Annotated in this window: 16 protein-coding genes; 8 read left to right on the top strand and 8 right to left on the bottom strand. The window is 67.6% G+C overall.

Annotation, left to right across the window (positions count from 1 at the left end; genetic code table 11):
* Nucleotides 1-109 precede the first annotated feature (109 nt).
* Nucleotides 110-820, top strand: coding sequence for a helix-turn-helix domain-containing protein (locus NL112_RS11960; protein WP_255149068.1), 711 nt, complete (start codon nt 110-112; stop codon nt 818-820).
* Nucleotides 821-840: 20 nt separating this feature from the next.
* On the opposite strand, the gene NL112_RS11955 is transcribed toward NL112_RS11960, so the two are convergent.
* The gene (locus tag NL112_RS11955; protein WP_255149067.1) at nt 841-1074 is read right to left on the bottom strand and encodes a DUF7385 family protein; all 234 of its coding nucleotides are present in this window, start codon (nt 1072-1074) and stop codon (nt 841-843) included.
* 30 nt (nt 1075-1104) lie between these two features.
* Entirely contained in the window at nt 1105-1947 is an 843-nt protein-coding gene (locus NL112_RS11950) for a CPBP family intramembrane glutamic endopeptidase (protein ID WP_255149066.1), read from the bottom strand.
* A 97-nt stretch (nt 1948-2044) separates the two neighbouring features.
* Here NL112_RS11950 and NL112_RS11945 point away from each other — a divergent pair, with 97 nt between their 5' ends.
* On the top strand, nt 2045-2869 hold the full coding sequence (locus NL112_RS11945) for a winged helix-turn-helix domain-containing protein (protein WP_255149065.1): 825 nt from the start codon (nt 2045-2047) through the stop codon (nt 2867-2869).
* Here NL112_RS11945 and hmgB read toward each other — a convergent pair.
* The 5 genes from hmgB to NL112_RS11920 form a co-directional block, all read right to left on the bottom strand.
* A complete protein-coding gene (gene hmgB, locus NL112_RS11940) occupies nt 2857-4194 on the bottom strand; it encodes a hydroxymethylglutaryl-CoA synthase (RefSeq protein ID WP_255149064.1) in 1338 nt (445 codons plus the stop codon). The two genes, NL112_RS11945 and hmgB, sit on opposite strands and share 13 nt — an antisense overlap.
* Nucleotides 4195-4257: 63 nt before the next feature.
* Nucleotides 4258-4719: an archaellin/type IV pilin N-terminal domain-containing protein gene (locus tag NL112_RS11935; RefSeq protein WP_255149063.1), complete on the bottom strand. Its 462-nt coding sequence runs from the start codon at nt 4717-4719 to the stop codon at nt 4258-4260.
* Nucleotides 4720-4813: 94 nt separating this feature from the next.
* Nucleotides 4814-6772, bottom strand: a complete 1959-nt coding sequence (locus NL112_RS11930) for a PKD domain-containing protein (RefSeq protein WP_255149062.1) — start codon at nt 6770-6772, stop codon at nt 4814-4816.
* A 129-nt stretch (nt 6773-6901) separates the two neighbouring features.
* A complete protein-coding gene (locus tag NL112_RS11925) occupies nt 6902-9580 on the bottom strand; it encodes a hypothetical protein (RefSeq protein WP_255149061.1) in 2679 nt (892 codons plus the stop codon).
* 60 nt (nt 9581-9640) lie between these two features.
* The gene (locus NL112_RS11920; RefSeq protein ID WP_255149060.1) at nt 9641-10222 is read right to left on the bottom strand and encodes a DUF2150 family protein; all 582 of its coding nucleotides are present in this window, start codon (nt 10220-10222) and stop codon (nt 9641-9643) included.
* 144 nt (nt 10223-10366) lie between these two features.
* Here NL112_RS11920 and NL112_RS11915 point away from each other — a divergent pair, with 144 nt between their 5' ends.
* A complete protein-coding gene (locus NL112_RS11915; protein ID WP_255149059.1) occupies nt 10367-11692 on the top strand; it encodes an NAD(P)/FAD-dependent oxidoreductase in 1326 nt (441 codons plus the stop codon).
* A 6-nt stretch (nt 11693-11698) separates the two neighbouring features.
* Here NL112_RS11915 and NL112_RS11910 read toward each other — a convergent pair whose 3' ends face one another.
* Nucleotides 11699-12295 carry a DUF6149 family protein gene (locus tag NL112_RS11910; protein WP_255149058.1) on the bottom strand — a complete coding sequence of 199 codons (597 nt, stop codon included), beginning with the start codon at nt 12293-12295 and terminating at the stop codon, nt 11699-11701.
* 156 nt (nt 12296-12451) lie between these two features.
* Here NL112_RS11910 and NL112_RS11905 point away from each other — a divergent pair, with 156 nt between their 5' ends.
* The 5 genes from NL112_RS11905 to NL112_RS11885 all read left to right on the top strand — a co-directional run bounded on the left by NL112_RS11905 (nt 12452) and on the right by NL112_RS11885 (nt 15979).
* Nucleotides 12452-13693 (top strand): NAD(P)/FAD-dependent oxidoreductase, encoded by a 1242-nt coding sequence (locus NL112_RS11905; protein ID WP_255149057.1) that lies wholly within the window; start codon nt 12452-12454, stop codon nt 13691-13693.
* A gap of 47 nt (nt 13694-13740) precedes the next feature.
* A complete protein-coding gene (locus NL112_RS11900; protein WP_255149056.1) occupies nt 13741-14160 on the top strand; it encodes a DUF7124 domain-containing protein in 420 nt (139 codons plus the stop codon).
* Complete coding sequence (locus NL112_RS11895) at nt 14161-14955, top strand: hypothetical protein (protein ID WP_255149055.1); 795 nt, start codon at nt 14161-14163, stop codon at nt 14953-14955.
* Nucleotides 14956-15082: 127 nt separating this feature from the next.
* The gene (locus NL112_RS11890) at nt 15083-15613 is read left to right on the top strand and encodes a DUF5815 family protein (protein ID WP_255149054.1); all 531 of its coding nucleotides are present in this window, start codon (nt 15083-15085) and stop codon (nt 15611-15613) included.
* A gap of 138 nt (nt 15614-15751) precedes the next feature.
* Nucleotides 15752-15979 (top strand): hypothetical protein, encoded by a 228-nt coding sequence (locus NL112_RS11885; protein ID WP_255149053.1) that lies wholly within the window; start codon nt 15752-15754, stop codon nt 15977-15979.
* Nucleotides 15980-16047 lie beyond the last annotated feature (68 nt).

Below are 16047 nucleotides of genomic sequence, written 5' to 3'. Positions count from 1 at the left end.
GGGGGAGTGAGGACGGCACGGACTTAAGGCGTCCGCCGGGTGAGCCGGGGCGTTCTCGTGGGGACCGCTTTGGGGAACGCTCTTGACCCGCGGCGCGAAAGCGCCGGCCATGCCCGACCGCGAGGCCCGCCGGGAACTGGCCGAGAAGATAGCCGGCGAGGTGGTGTTGAGCGACGACCCCGGCGCCACCCTCCGGAAGTGGCGCGAGGAGTTCGGCGTCGCTGGCACCGACCTCGCGGCGGAACTCGACGTGTCGGCGTCGGTCGTCTCCGACTACGAGTCGGGCCGCCGCGAGTCGCCGGGCATCGGCGTCGTCCGGCGGTTCGTCCGCGGCCTGCTCGCCATCGACGAGCGGCGGGGCGGCGAGCGCGTCCGCCAGTTCGCCCGGGTGCTCTCGGCGGGGTTCGAGTCCGACATCGTCCACGACCTGCGGGAGTATCCGGCGACGATTCCGCTGGAGCGCTTCTACGACGCCGTCGACGCGACCGAAGTCGCGGAGGGGACCGCGACTACCGTCGCGGGCCACACCGTCATCAACTCCATCGAGGCCATCACGCGGCTCTCCTCCGAGGAGTTCTACCGGCTGTACGGCCAGTCGACGAACCGCGTGCTCGCGTTCAGCGGCGTCACCCGGGGTGAGTCACCGCTGGTCGCGCTCCGAGTCGTCACGCCGACGCCGTCGGCAGTCCTGTTGCACGGCATCGACCGCGAGGACCTGTGGGAACACGCACCTAAACTCGCGGGTGCGGACGGCTTCTCGCTGGCCGTGACGACGATGGACCTCGAGGAGATGCTCGAGGGTCTGCGGGAGCTGCCGTAGCTAGTCCGATGTGTGACTAGCTAGTGCCGGTGTGTGAACAGCAGCACGTCGCCGTCGTGCCGGGAGACACAGATGTCGAGCATCCGGCTGAGTTCTAGCGGCGTCTCGTCGTCGTGAACGACGACGAGGTCGTCGAACGGCTCCTCGCAGGCCGGGCAGGCGACGCTGACTGTGTTGCGGTAGCTCGTCACCCCACCCCCGGACTCTTGGGGCGTCAGCGACGAGACGAGTTCGTCGTACGCTGAGTCGTCCATACTGCTACTGACGGGGGGCGTCCCTTAACTCTACCCGCCCGCGTCCGCCGTCGGCACCACGCGGGCCGCTCCGGCCGCGAGCGTCTCCCGGCCGTGGACCGCGACGGCGGCCAGCGCGACGAGCGTCCAGACGCCGAGTTGGACGTACAGCCCGGCCTGGCTGAATCCGGGGGACTGCATCGCCGTCCGCGGGACGGGTGCCAGCACCGTCGCCGTGTTGACCCCGACGTGGAGCAGGACCGCGACGGGCACGACGCTCCCGGAGCCGTTGTAGAGCCACGCGAACACGACCGAAGCGGCGACGACGAACGCGGCGTAGGCGACGGGCGGCCGGCCGGCGTACGCCGGCGAGAACACGAACAGCGGCGCGTGCCACGCCGCCCACGCGAGCCCGACGGCGACCGCGGAGGTGAGCGCGCCGTACGTCTCCTGCAGTTTCGGGAGCATCCAGCCCCGCCAGCCGGGTTCCTCGTTGCCGCCGCCGACCAGGGCGACGAACACGAAGCCGAACAGGTAGCGGACGAGTCGGCCCGGCACCAGCGAGAGGTCGAGCGTCCCGCCGCGGGCGGCCCACCACGCCGTGACGCCGACCGGCACCAGAAGCGGGACGCCGATGGCCGCGGCGTACCAGCGGAGCGGCACCCGAACCCGGAACAGGCCGCGTGCCCACGACCGGAGGCCCGGCCCGACCGTCGATGCGAGCAGGGCGGCCGCGACCGCGGGACCGAAGGAGCCGACGATCTGGACGGCGGTAAACGCGACGGTGCGGCCGCCGAACAGGAGGCCGCCGCCGACCCACCACGCCCACGAGAAACCGTACGCCACCGCGACGAACGCCGCGACCGGATGGTCACGGAGTGCGTCAGGCACCATACTCGGCAGTCGGAGGCGGCGGGTGAAAAGCGATTCCCGTAGCCGTTTGCTGTACGCCAGCCGACAGGAATATGCTCGGTCACGAGCGACTGCCTGCATGGACGATGTCTCGCCGTTCGACCTCGCGGCCAACCGGACGCGGCTGGCCATCCTGCGGGCGCTGGTGGCGGCGAGCCGCGAGGGTGAGGAGCCGTCGTTTTCCGACCTGCGACGCCGGGCGGGCGTCGACGACTCGGGGAACTTCAACTACCATCTAGACCAACTGCGCGGCACGTTCGTCGAGGAGACGGACGGCGGCTACCGGCTCAGCTACCAGGGGCGGGCCGTCGTCGCGCCGCTTCTGGCGGGTGCGTACGACGACTACGAACGCGACCCGACGCCGCTCGACGTGGACTGCCAGTTCTGCGGGGCGGGGCTGTCGGCGGGGTACGCCGACGGCGTCGTCCGCGTCGGCTGTCCGAACGACCACGCGTTCACCCACGAACTCCCGCCCGGAAGCGCCGCCGAGCGGTCGCTGGAGGCGCTACTCGAGTTGACGGCGCTGTCCGTCAGGACCGACGCGGACCACGTCCGCCGGGGGGTCTGTCGGCTCTGTCACGGCACGGTCGAGTTGTCGCTCGGTAGTTCGCCCGCACCCGGCATCGACCACGTGTTCCGGGGCACCTGCGACCGCTGTGGCCGCGCGTATCGCGGGCCGGTGGCGATGTTCGCGCTGACGGTGCCGGAGGTGGCGGAGTTCCTCCGCGCGCACGGCACCGACCCAGCGAGACGGCCGTTCTGGGAGGTGCCGTTCGTCGAAGCGGCGACGGACGTCGAGCGGGAGCCCACCCGGGTCCACGCGACGTTCGAACGGGCGGGAGCGTCGGTGACCGCGACGTTCGACGGCTCCGGACGCGTCGCGACGACGGACTACTCGACGTAGCGGTACTTCCGCTCGCCCATCCGGCCCCAGCCATCGAAGACGAACTCGTCGCTGGGCGCCGTGAACTCCTCGAAGTCACGGTCCTGAGAGTGGTCGTGGGCGGCGTGGACCTGCTCGTACTCCTCGAACGAGAGGTCGTAGCGGGCGGCTATCTGCTCGTCGATGTTCAGCTCCTCGAGTTCGGCCTTCCAGCCGTCTTGGACGGTCTCGTGGTGAATCTCGGCCTGTGCGCCCGACCCGTAGGAGGCCAGCAGGAGGCGCTTGCCGGAAACGTCGCGGCCCTCGTTCAGCGCGCGCCGGAGGCAGGCGACGCGGGCGACGTGGACGCTCCCGGTGTACCAGTTGCCGACGTGACGGGCGATGTCCAAGGTCGGCTCGATGGCGGCGTCGTACCAGTCAGCGTAGCGGTCGGTTCCCTTCAGCGCGTCCGTGTAGTCGCTGAGCGCGTCCTGGTACGCTTCGTAGTCGTCGAACGCCTCCTCGCGTGGTTGGCGGCCGATGTCGGCCGCCAGTTCCTCCTCGATTTCGGTGTCGCGGGTGATGTGCCGGTAGGCGAGCAGGGCGGCGCGGCGCACCATCCCCGGGAACGGGGTGTGGAACGGCGCGTACGCGAAGTCGTCGGGGTGGATGTCGCCCGCGACGGACTCGTAGTCGACGAGCGCCTCGCGCATCCGCGCGAGATACACCTGCACCGACCGCTTCCCGTCGACGCTGGGGAACTGCTGGTTCGGCTTCAGGAAGTCCGTCTCGTCGGCGCTCCCGTACCCCTGCTCCGCGGACAGTTCGACGAGGTCGGGGTCCTCGGAGACGAGCATCGCCACCGCACCGGCCCCCTGGGTGGCCTCGCCGGGGTCGCCCCGCTCGTAGAGGGCCGTGTCCGTGGCGACGACGATAGCCGACCGACCACGATTTCGCCCGGCGCGAATCCAGTTGAACGCGTCGTCGATGGCCTGCGTGCCCGCGACGCAGGCGAACTTCCGTTCGCCCTTGTTGGCGTGGTGGAAGTCGCCGTCGAACACGTCCTCGAGACAGCCCGCGATGTACGTCGAAATCGGCTTGGAGTTGTCGAACGACGACTCCGTGGCCACGTCGATGCGGCCGATGTCGTCGGGTTCGAGCCCCTTGCGCTTCATCAGCCGCTTGCAGGCGTTCGCGCCCATCGTCACGATGTCCTCGTACGTGTCGGGGAACGACGACTCGTACAGCCCCAGCCCCTTCGTGTACTTCTCGGGGTCGTCGCCCTTCTCGGGCGCGAACGTCTCCGCCAGGTCGAGTTTCAGTTTGCCGGTCCAGATGTCGACCGCGTCGATGCCCACGTTCGTCATGGTCGGAGGGTCGCACCACCGGTATAAGTGTTTGACGACGAGAGCTTCGACGCGTGTCGAAATTCAGGCGCCCTGGGCGACGACCGCGTCGGAGACGTACGACGTGCCAGTCGGCGCGTGGACGACCTGCACCCGGACGAGCGAGCCGAACGGAACCGGCGGGTCGAGCGGCAGGGTGACCGCATCACCGGGCACGAACGGGCCGGCGTGGGCGCCGTCGAGGCGCACGCGGTCGGCCGTGTCCCCGTACCGGAGGACGACCACGATGTCACGCGACGGGACGGCGTCGCCGCCGCCGTGAACGACGGTGACGTGCTCGGTGGTGGCCGACACCTCCGCGCCGACGAACGGCGCCGGGTCCGTGTCGACGTCGAGGATGGCGGGGACGGCGAACACGGCGACGACGCTCACGATGAGCGCGACGAGCAGGACGACGCCGACCACCTCCGACTGGGCGCGGTCGGGGGCCTGATTCTGACTTCGGTAAAGTGAATACGGCCATCGAGGTCCGAGGCTCAGCCCCATCACGATCCTCTGCGACAACCACGGAACCCCGTGCTATAGTCCTAGTGGCGAATAGCGCGTGGCTCATCAAAACACGGAATCGGAGAGTTGGGGCCTAGTTGATCGTGAACGTCGCGGTCTCCGTTCCGGAGCCGTCTGAACGGCTGAACTGAATCGTATAGGGACCCCCGTTTTTCGTTTCAGCCTCAATCGAGAGACTCACCTGAGTTCCACCAGGTAAACCAGAAGGCGGAGGCGAGTACGTGATACTCGCCGTCTCTCGACCAGCAGACAGTGTCGCGCTACCTCCGCCGCCGGTGACCGATGGGCCGCTTCCAGACCGGTAATCGACATCGTTTATCTGACCGTTAGTTTTCACGCTCTGGGGGGCATCGAGATTGATGCTGACTGTCTCGCCGGCGTTCAGCGTTTGGTTGATTCTGAACGTGATGGTCTGCGTGTCCATCTGGTTCTTTGCTAAATCTGTCGCTGAAGCGCTACTAAAGCCAGGGACGCTGCCGGCTGTCGTCACAGCGACCGTTTTCGTTACCGTGTCTGTCGCACCAGCGTTATCGGTCACTCGGAGCGTGATGTCGTACGACCCGGAGTTCGTGTACATGTGACTGACGGTCTGTCCGGATGGATCGTACCCCCCGTTACTGGTCCAGTCCCACTCGTAGGTACTGATAGAACCGTCGGGGTCACTACTTGCTCCGCCATCGACATCCACGGTGTTGGGGAAGCTCGTCGAATACGTGAAGTCAGCCGTCGGCGCGTCGTTGCTGACCGTCGTGCCCTGCTTGGGGACGTTGACGAAGTAGTTCGCCTCCTGACCGTCGGAGAACACCAGATTGACGACCGAGATGTCGTCCTGAGCCGGGCTGTAGATGCTCCCGGTCGAGTCCTCGTAGCGCAGGGCGACGGCCGTGACGGACCCGCCGCCGGTGAACGTCAGGTTCGGGGACGGCTCGTCGGGTGCGCCCCGGCGCTGGAGGTCGCTGACGACCGTCGTGCCCACGCTGGTCGCGCCGAGGTCGTACCCCGACAGGTCCAGCTGGTCCGGACCGTCGTCCGTGCTGGCCTGATAGAAGTTGAACCGGGCCTGACTGAGATTCACCTCGTCGCCCGGGTTGGTGAAGCTCAGTACGATGACGTCCTTGGGCGAGGTGTGACGCTCGACGTCGCTCAGGCGCACGTCGCCCGACGCGGAGGGGTTGATGCCGCCGGCCTCGCCTTTCACGTTCGCCGGCTGGTTCGACGGGGTGGTGCCGGCACCGACGACCGGACAGGTGATGTCGTACTCCGCGCTGGCGAGCGCGAACGTCACCGTGTCGCCGTTGTCGGTTATTCCGGTCACGTTCCCGCCGTTCGCCTGCAGTTCGCCCGCCAGCAGGGTCTCCCACTCCCCCTTCCCGAGCGTCGAAGGGACCGTCAGTTCGGTCGCCCCCGTGTTGGCCGTCGTGCCGACCCCGGTCTTCCCCGCGGCGACGTCGACAGACACCATGGTCGTTCCGGCGCGCTGGTACTCACCGATGAGCGCGGGAATCCGTATCTGATTCCCCGTGATGAGCGTCTGTCCGCTGTCGAGGACGACCCCGTCGTCGTTCTGACGATAGACGACGCTGTTCTCGTACACGACGGTCTGTCCGTACTGGTAGACGTGGTAGTTCGGTTCGTACACCAGCGAGCGACTCGGCACCGCGTCGTCGCCGTCCTTATCGTAGCCACAGATGCTCTCGATGTTCGCACCCGGTGCGTCGAGCGATATCTCCCCCGAGCCGACCGACGCTGCACGGAGCGACCCCGACGCCGGGTTCGGGTTAGAGGCGAACGTGCGCGGCGGATACGTCGTCCCGAGTCTGACCGAGGCGGTGCGCGTGGTCCCCGTGGTGCCGGCCTCCACCACGTCGTTGCGTAACTGCTGCATGTCCTCGGCGACGTCCTGACTGTGCTGGAACTCCACCTCCTCGTTCTGCTGGGGGACGATGGATGCCTGATACGCGGAGAAGGCGATGACGAGGAAGCCGAACAGGATGATGGCTCCGACCTGAATCGACTGTCCTCGCGTATCCATTCGGGAAGTTACGAGACGGCCGTATAAATATATCCGGATAGTTGCCACGTATATGCGGCTTTTATATAGAATGACAGGACAGAACCGACCCTCGACGGCGGCGCGAACCGTCACGGTCGAGCGTCGCGGCTACCTGACGCCCTTCGCCTTCACCTTCTGGTCGTACACCAGCCGGACGGTGCCGGTGCCGGGTTCGACCAGTTTGATCTTCTGGTTGTCGTTGCCGTCGATGAACAGCAGTTCGGGCGTGCCGTCGTCGTCCCAGTCGCGGGGCGCGATGGGTGCCTTCTTCGGCTTGGGGGTGGCGCCCTGCTTGAGTATCGTCGACGTCTTTCCGTTGGGTTTCACCAGTTCGATCTGGTTGTTCTTGTTGGTGTTCAGGATGGGCACCCGGGTGCCGCCGTTGTACTGGAACGGTTCACCGACGGACTTCTTCGAGACCTTCGTGCTGCCTTGCATGGAGACGGTTGTGACCGTACCACCGTCGACGTAGCCGAGTTCGGTCTGCGAGGCGATGAAGATCGGTTCGGACGCGCTGTCGCCGTCGAAGTCGGCGTAGCCGACGGCACCGATGAGACTGTCGTCGGCAGCCGTGAGCGGCTGTGCGGTCCCGCCGGGCTTGACACTGTACGGGTCGTTGCTGTTGGACCCGACGTAGTACACCGTGAGCGCGTCGTCGGGGTCGGGGTCACCGACGCCGATGGACGCCTTCTTAGCGCCGCCGCTGAGCGTCGTGTCGAGATCGACGACAGTGCCGTCCGAGTTCATGTACTTCAGGTTGTTGTTGTTGTCGACGTACGGCACCTCGTCCTGCCCGTCGCCGTCGATGTCGGCTTTCGGTCCGAGGACGCTCGGCTGGCCGCTGTCGATGCCGAACGTACTGACGGTCCCCTGGTTGTTCACCGTCTGTATCTTGTTACCGTTGCTGGACGGCGAGAACGCCACCGACGGGACGCCGGGCGTCGTGAAGAACGACGTCTGGCTCTTGGTCCCCCAGTCGGCGGCGCTGTCGTTGTCGAGGTAGCGACCGTCGGCGCGTGTCCGGTTCGCGACCGTCCCCTGGCCGACCTCGTTGACGTGCCAGCCGTTCGTGGTGGTGGGCGTCGTGGAGTCGTTGTTCTCCTCGTAGGCCACCTCGTCGCGGTACTGGTCCTGATCGTCGTACAGTACGAGCACGTCGCTGGCGTCCTCGAGGTCCGTCGACAGCGGGTACACCTTGTCGTCGTTCAGCCCTCGCTCCGTCTCGAACGCCGACTCGTCGGCCGCGAAGTACACCTCGCCCGACAGCGTCGTACTCGGGAGCGAGGTGGTCGAGCCGTCAGAGTCGACGAGTTCCCATCCGTCGGTGTTTGTCGGCGTCTCGAAGTTGACGCGGACGAACTCGTACTGCTCGCCGTCCGACGGCTGTGGCTGAACCGCCGAGAACAGCACCTCCCGCCGGACGGTGACGTTCGCCCGTCCCTCGATGTCGGAGGTTACTATCTTTACGTCGCTGTCGTCCATCGTGGCGACATCCTCGAGGTATCCCGCGAACGTACTCGTGGGCGACTGCCCGGGATAGTTGGTTATGTCGAGGATGTCGGCGCCCTCGTAGGCGGTGTCGTTGAACATCCGGCGAGCCGCTTCGTCCGTCAGCGTCGCGCCCTGGTTGTTGTTGCCGTTCTTGATGGCGACCGACTTGGTGTTCCAGCCGCTGTCCCGGCTGATCGACCGCGAGAGCCTGATTCGCATCGCCAGCTCGCCGGTGCCGTTGTCGAGCCGGAACGACGCCTTGAACCGCTCGACGCCGCTGCTGTAGGCGATGATGTAGTCGGCGTCGTTGACGATGAACTCGTCCGTCGAGGAGATGCCGCTCCACCGGCCGTTCGGAAGGGAGAGCGTCTGCGTAGCGTTCTCGGGCGAGTACGTCGTCGTGCCGCCGCTCCCGTAGCCCAGCGACGCGTTGCCGCCGCCACCCCCGGTCGACCCCTCGGGCGGCTGGTAGGCGGGGTCGGCGTTCAGCCCGAGTGCCGCACAGCTGAGGTCGTACTCGCCGGCGGCGAACGTTATCTCCACCCGCGAGTTGTCGCTCCCGACCGACGAGACGCCGTTCACGAACGAGTAGGTGCTCCCGCTGTCGTCGGTCAGTATCTCGTCTTCCCACGTCGACGCCGACAGCGTGCTCGGGACGACCACGCTGAACGACGAGCCGGGGTCGACCGTCGTCTCGTACCGGCGACTCGGTTCGAGGTCGAGGCTGTACGAGTCCGTCCCCTCGCGGCCCACGTCGCCGGTCAGCACCACGAGGTCGATGCTGGGGGTGCCCGACCCGGGCGTGACGAAGTCCTGCGTGCTGTAACGTTTGCCGCCGTCGAACTCCTGCTCTATCAGCGTGTTCTCGAGCGTGACGTGCTCGGGTTCGCTGTAGACGTGGTAGCCGGGGCGGTACGTCAGCGACCGGCTCTCGACTGTCGTGCTCGTCGTCGCACACACGTCGGCGGCGCTGTCCGACAGGCCACGCAGTTCCACCTCGCCGGCGTTGGTCGTCCGGAGCGACCCGCTGACCGGCGGCGGGTTTACCGCGAACGCCCGCGCCGGATAGCGGAGCCCCAGGTCGACGCCGACCGAGCGGGCGTTGCCGGTGTTGACGGCGTCGAGCGCGTCCGTCCGTAGCTCCGTGAACTCGGTTTCGACCTGCTGGAAGTGGTTGAACTCTATCTGTGCGTTCTGGTCGGGGACCACCGCCGCCTGATACGCGGAGAAGGCGATGATGAGGAAGCCGAAAATGATGATGACTCCCACCTGTACGGACTGCCCCCGCCGGTCCATCGCTCACCCCAACGAAACCCAGTAACAAAAGCCCCGGGGCCAAGCGCCGCCCGAGTTCCCCTACTCGTCGTCTTCTTCGACGACTTCGGGGTCCGCCAGCGCCGTCTGCAGGGAGTCGAGCCCGTTGAGCCACTCCGAGACCAGCCCGTACTCGATGTCCTCCGCGATGTCCATGTCGAGCGTCGCGCCGTCGATGACGAGGGTGCCGGCCTGTGCCGTGTACCCGAGCGCGGCGTCGATGTCCTCCTCGGCCTCGGCGTCGGCCGCGGCGCGGACGTACTCCTCGACGCTCCCCTCGTCGGCCGGCCCCGCGACGACGAACTCCTCGGCGGCGTAGAACACACAGACCAGCGAGGTCTGGACTCCGTCGATGAGCATCAGTTTGTCCTCCTCCTCGAACTCGACCTCGCTGAGAACTATCTCGCGGATCGTCTCCAGTTCCTCGAGCGCGGCGTCCTCGGCGAGCTCGCCGTCGTCGTAGTCGGAGACGATTTTGGCGACGGCGATGGCCGCGTCGTCCTGCAGATTCAACAGCAGACGGGCGGAGTCCTCGTTCTCGGGGTCGATGTCCTCCTCGCGGAGTCTGTCGAGCCAGTTGTTCCAGCGTTCCTCGGTGTAGTACTCGTCGGGGGTCTCGCTCATGTGGCGACGTACGTGGGGGCAAGGTTATGTTTTGTCCCTCGCCGGCGGTGTGACCCGTCGTGACGCGCGAGCCACTTCAGGCCGACCGAATCCGGGAACCGACGGATGAAAAAGCCCTTGCCGACGCTCGTGGACGGACCGGGTATGAAGGCAGTCGTCGGCGGGGGGATAGCGGGGCTGGCCGCCGCCCACCGCCTCCAGCAGGCGGGCCACGAGGTGACGGTGTTCGAGGCCAGCGACGCCGTCGGCGGCCTCGCGGCCACCTACGAGACCCGCGGCGACCGCATCGAGGCGTTCTACCACCACCTCTCGAAGAGCGAGGAGACCATCGTCGAACTCGCCGAGGAGTTGGGCGTCGGCGACCGCGTCGAGTGGCGACTCGGCGAGAACGCCTACTACGTCGACGGCGTCGTCCACCCGCTGGACACCCCCTGGGAGATAGCCGCCTACCCCCACCTCTCGCTGTACGACAAGTTCCGGCTGGGAATGTTGACGCTCGAAATCGACGTGCGCGGCGGGATACCCGATTTCGACACGTACGACGACCTCGAAGCGTTCGAGGAGGTGCCCATCAAGGAGTTCCTGCTCGAACATACGACCCAGGGCGTCTACGACTACTTCTTCGAGCCGTTGCTCGACGCGAAGTTCGGCTCCCGCAAGGAGGACGTGTCGGCGGCGTGGCTCCTCGGGCGCATCAAGTTCCGCGGCGAGCGCGACCTCCTGCGCGGCGAGATACTCGGCTACATCGAGGGCGGATTCGGCGTCCTGCTGGACGCGCTGGTCGACGCGGTCGGCCGCGAGAACGTCGTCACCGGCGCACGGGTCACCGACATCGAGTTCGGCGAGCGGGTCGAGGCCATCACGGTCGAGCGCGACGGCGACGCGGTGGAGCACGCCGTCGACGACGTGGTGGTGGCGACGATGCCGCACCTGCTGGAGCGGTGGACCGGCTACGCTTGCGACATCGACTTCCAGGGCTCCGTCTGTGCGGTCGTCGGAATGGACGAGTCCGTGACCGACACTTACTGGCTCAACATCGCCGACGAGGCGCCGTTCGGCGCGCTCATCGAGCACACGAACTTCGTCCCGCCCGAGCGGTACGGCGGCGAACACCTGCTGTACTGTGCCTCCTACATCCAGGACACCGACGAGGACCTGTGGCAGATGAGCGACGACGAGGTGCGCGACCTGTGGCTCGACGGCGTCGCCGACATGTTCCCCGAGTTCTCCCGGGAGCAGGTGACGTGGATGGAGATAGCGCGCAACCCACGGACGGCGCCCGTCTACGAGCGCGGCTACCTGGAGATGGTCGTCCCCTACGACCTGGGTGAGGCGGTGGCCGAGGGGCTCTACTACGCGGGGATGGCGACCCGCGCGCAGTATCCGGAGCGGTCGCTCAACGGCGCGGTCGTGGCGGGCTACGAGGCGGCCGACCGCCTGCTCGGGCGGGGCGGCGGGACGGTCGAGTAAGCGGGGTCAGTCCGCAGTCGACTCCTCGTCGACCCCCGGCGCCTCGGTCGGGTCGACGTCGTCGGGCTCGGGCGTGTCGCCGCCCTGGTGGAGTTCGCCGTCGCCGTCCTCGACGTACACGTCGTCCGCGAACCCCGCGATGGCGTTCTCGAACTCGGCGCGCTCCAGTTTCTCCGGGGTGGCGGGCGCGTCGGCCACACCGTCGGCGGGCCGGAACTCGCCGAGCGGGTCGTCGATGGTGACGCCGTGGTCGGTGAAGAACGACTCGTAGCGGCGGTAGTGGGCCTCCAGTTCGTCGGCGGGAATCTCCATCATCTCCGTCCAGCCGTGGTTGAAGAAGTCGAAGTTCGCCTGGACGTGGGTGATTTCGCGGGCCTCCGCCTCGGGGTAGCCCGCCTCGAGGGCGGCGACGTACGCGTCCATCGTCGCGTCGAAGAAGTCGTCGAGGTGGTCGCGACGGGGCCCCCGGTTCGCCTCGTCGGTCTTCCCCAGGAAGATGTCCGTGTGCATGTCCACCAGTTTGTCGTTGACCGCGCCGCCGATGACGGGGGTCGTGAGCGCCTTCTTGGCGGCCCAGTGGCGGACGTTCTGGCGAATCTTCATGCCCGGCCGTTCGGACGCGACGGCCTTGAGTCTCCCGCAACCGGTGGCACGGACGCAACGGCCGGCGCTACCGAACGGTCGTCCAGTGTGACCACGTTTCACACGACGAAAGCGGAGATAGCAATTCACATTAGCCCCGATACCGAACCCGTCGCTATGAGTACGTCGCACGTCATCATCGGCGACGGCATCGCGGGGAGTTCCGCCGCCGAGACCATCCGGGAGGCGGACCCGGACGCGTCGGTGACGGTCATCACCGACGAGGGGGAAGCCCTCTACAATCGCATCCTCATCAAGGAGTTCGCCAAGGGCAAACTGCCGGAAGCGCCCATCTCGATTCACGAACCGGGCTGGTACGAGGAGCGCGACATCGACCTCCAGTTGAACACACACGTCACGACCGTCGACACCGACGCCCACGAGATACACACGCACTCGGGCGACGTCTACGAGTACGACAAACTGCTCGTGGCGACGGGCGGGACGCCGACGCAGTTGCCCGTGGACAACTCCGACGCGGAGGGCATCCACCACTTCTGGACGTTCCAGGACGCCCGCGCCATCAAGGAGAACGCCGAACGGGCCGAGAACGGCGTCGTCGTCGGCGCCGGCCTGCTCGGCATCGACCTCGCGGCCATCTGTGGCGCCCAGGACGTCGAGGCGAACTACCTGATGCGCGGCGAGTGCTGGTGGCGCTACGCGCTGTCGCCGGAGGGTGCCGAAATCATCCACGACGCGCTCCGCGAGAAGGGCGTCACGCCGGTGTTCGACTCCGGCGTCGACCGCTTCGAGACGGACGACGACGGCTGCGTCGAGGCGGCGGTCGACCCGAACGGCGAGCGCTACGACGCCGACTTCGTCGGCGCGGCCATCGGCCTCGATTTCAACACCGAGTTCCTGCAGGACACCGACCTCGAACTCGACGACGGCATCGTCGTCGACGAGCACATGCGCACGAACGTCGAGGACGTGTACGCCGCGGGCGACATCACGCAGTTCTACGACGTCCTCCTCGGCGAGCAGGCCCAGAACGGCGCGTGGGGCTCCGCGAAGGAACAGGGCTCCATCGCCGGCGCGAACATGGTCGCCGACGGGCCCGAAGAGGCGTTCGAGTGGGTCTCCTCGTACTCCATCACCCACTTCGACTTCCCGTTCCTCTCCTTCGGTCACCCGACGCTGGGCGACGACAGCGTCGAGCGAAAATACTCCGAGAACGAGTGGCGCCGCGTCGCGCTCAAGGACGGCAAAGTCATCGGCGGCGTGCTCATCGGTGACCTCTCCCCGCAGTCGAAGCTGAAGAAACTCGCGCGCGACAACGTCGACGTCACGGGCAAGGAGGAACTGCTCCTGTCGGAGACCATCGACGTCGACGACTTCGCGCCCGAGGCCGAACAGTAGCGTACCGTATCCGAAGCGTTTTCTCCGGCCCCTCCCGACAGGCGGGCATGCAAGGCGGCGGCTCTAGCGACATGACCCTGGCCTTCGAGCTGGCGGCGCTGAAGCGGCTCGCCGACCCGGAGGCCGTCTTCGCCAGCGCGCGGACCTGGAGCGAGTACGTCGGTGTGGTGAGCGACAAGCCCACCTACGTCGTCACGAACTTCACGCGGAAGAACCGCATCCGACAGGACTTCTTCTCGGGGCCTCGCGGCCGGAAGGAGTCGCTGGAGAACGTGCAACGACAGTTCGACACCGAGCGCCACGTGTTCATCGGCACCAACGACGACGACGCGGCGCTGGCCGACGAGGTGGGTTGGGAGTTCCTCCACGTCGAGGACGCCGCCGAGGCCGCCGAGTGGGAACTGGGCGACCCCGAGGCGACCCGCAAGGAGCGCGAAGGCGACGACGACCGCGACGACTGGCCGTAGATGGACGCCGGAACCGCACTCGAGGAGGCCGTCGGCCGCCTCCGCTCCAGGGCGGGCCTGCTCCTGCTCGTCGGGTTCCTCGCGGTCGGGACCGCGACCGTCGTGGCCCGGCAGACGCTTCTGGCGACGTCCATCAGCCAGTATCTCGCCGCCGGCGGCGACCCCGCGGCGCTCCCGGTCGACCCGGCGGCGTTCCGGCCCATCGTGCTCGCGTTGCCGGTCGGCTACGGGCCGAGCCTCCTGGTGTTCGGTGCCGTCGCCGTCGTCAGCGAGTATCTCTCCGTGGTCGCGCTCCGGACGGTCGCCGGCGAACCGGTGCGGGAAGCGGCCGGGCGGCGCGTCGGTCGCGCCGTCTTCAGCGGGTTCGTCGTCGGCGTGCTCGTCAAGACGCTGGTCATCGCCGGCCTGGTCGCGCTCGTCCTCCCGGGGCTGTACGCCGCCACGGTGTTGCTGTTCGCGCACGCTCGCGTCGCCATCGAGGACGACGGCGTACTCGCCGCGCTGGCCGAGAGCCGGCGAGTGGCGAGCGGCCGTCTCCTCCCCGTCGGCGTCGTCGTCGGCACGCTCGGCCTGCTGTATCTCGCCCCCCGGGTCGCCGGCGGGCTGTTGCCCGCCGAATCGGTCGGCCTGCTCGTCGGTGGGCTACTCGTCGGCGCGGCGAACCTCCTTTCGTCGGCGCTGGTCGCCCGCGCGTACGTGGGGTTCCGCGACGAGACGCCGACCGACGACGAGAGCGAGGATGAGGAGGACCCTTACGACGCACCGCTGGGTCCCGATGACCTCCCCGAGCCCTGACGGGACGAACCCGAGGACGGCGCGGACCCGGCTGACGACGACCCCCCGCGGAGCGAGCCCGACGTCCGGGTGGTCACCGCTGGGCGCATAGAGAACGACTTTTCCGGGCGCGACACGGAGTGCCGCTATGACCGGACCGCGCGTGCCGGGCGACGGCGACCGCCTCGAGTTGCCCTGCGGGGAGAGCGTGGCCGTCACCGACCTCGACATGGGGATGCGGGAGTTCGACTGCGACTGCGGTGCCGTCCACGCGGTCGTCGTCGACGTCCACCCCCTGTCGCGGTTCGTCCCGGAAGCCATCGTGGAGACGCTACGGGCGACCGTCGAGACGGCCGACGACGCCCCGGAGTTCTCGATGGCCCACCTCATGGGCATCGTCCTCGAGGAGTTCCCCGAGCAGGTGGCCGCCGAGGACGTCAGCGACGACGGCGCTGTCGGCTACGCGATGGTGTGGGTCGCGGAGTTCGACGCCCGGCGCCTCCACGAGATAGCGGTGGAACTCATCGTCGAGTTGATGGAACACGCCGTCTCGCACGCCGAGAACGACGAAGCGGCAAGCCAGTTCGAGGAGCAGATGCTGGAGTTCGACGTGTCGGCGTTCGTCGAGCAGTACCGGCAGGAACGGGAGTTCGAGACGGAGTACGACTCGCCGGCGTGAGCGCGGGGCCGTCGTCACCCGCGACTGTCGGACATCCGCCATCTGTTTCAGCCAGTCGCCGTCTTTCGATTCTCCGGAAACCCGCGTCCGACAGATGTCTGACGGGTGATTATGGTGGTAGGGGTGTTGTGTATGCACATGCGCATACGCCGGGGTGAGTTCGAGCGCATCCGGTCGGTGCTCTCCGAGGCGGAGGCCGAGGAGCCGCTGACCGCCCGCGAAATCCTCGACCTGCTGGAGGAGCACGGCGAGGAGTTCGACAGCGCTCACCGCGTGGCGACGGTGCTGGGCCGCCGCGCCCAGGAGGGCGAGGTCGAGGTCATCGACGGCCAGCCGTACCGCTACCGCGTCGGCCCCAACAACTGAGCCGCTCGGGCCGTCACCGGGGGCCACCTGACCGCCGTAGACGTGTTACGTCAGCCGAACGACGGGCC

This window comes from Halorarius halobius (genome assembly GCF_024298865.1).
Classification (GTDB): Archaea; Halobacteriota; Halobacteria; order Halobacteriales; family Haloarculaceae; genus Halorarius; species Halorarius halobius.
Note: the sequence above shows the minus strand (reverse complement) of the source record. Positions and strands in the feature narration are given on the sequence as shown.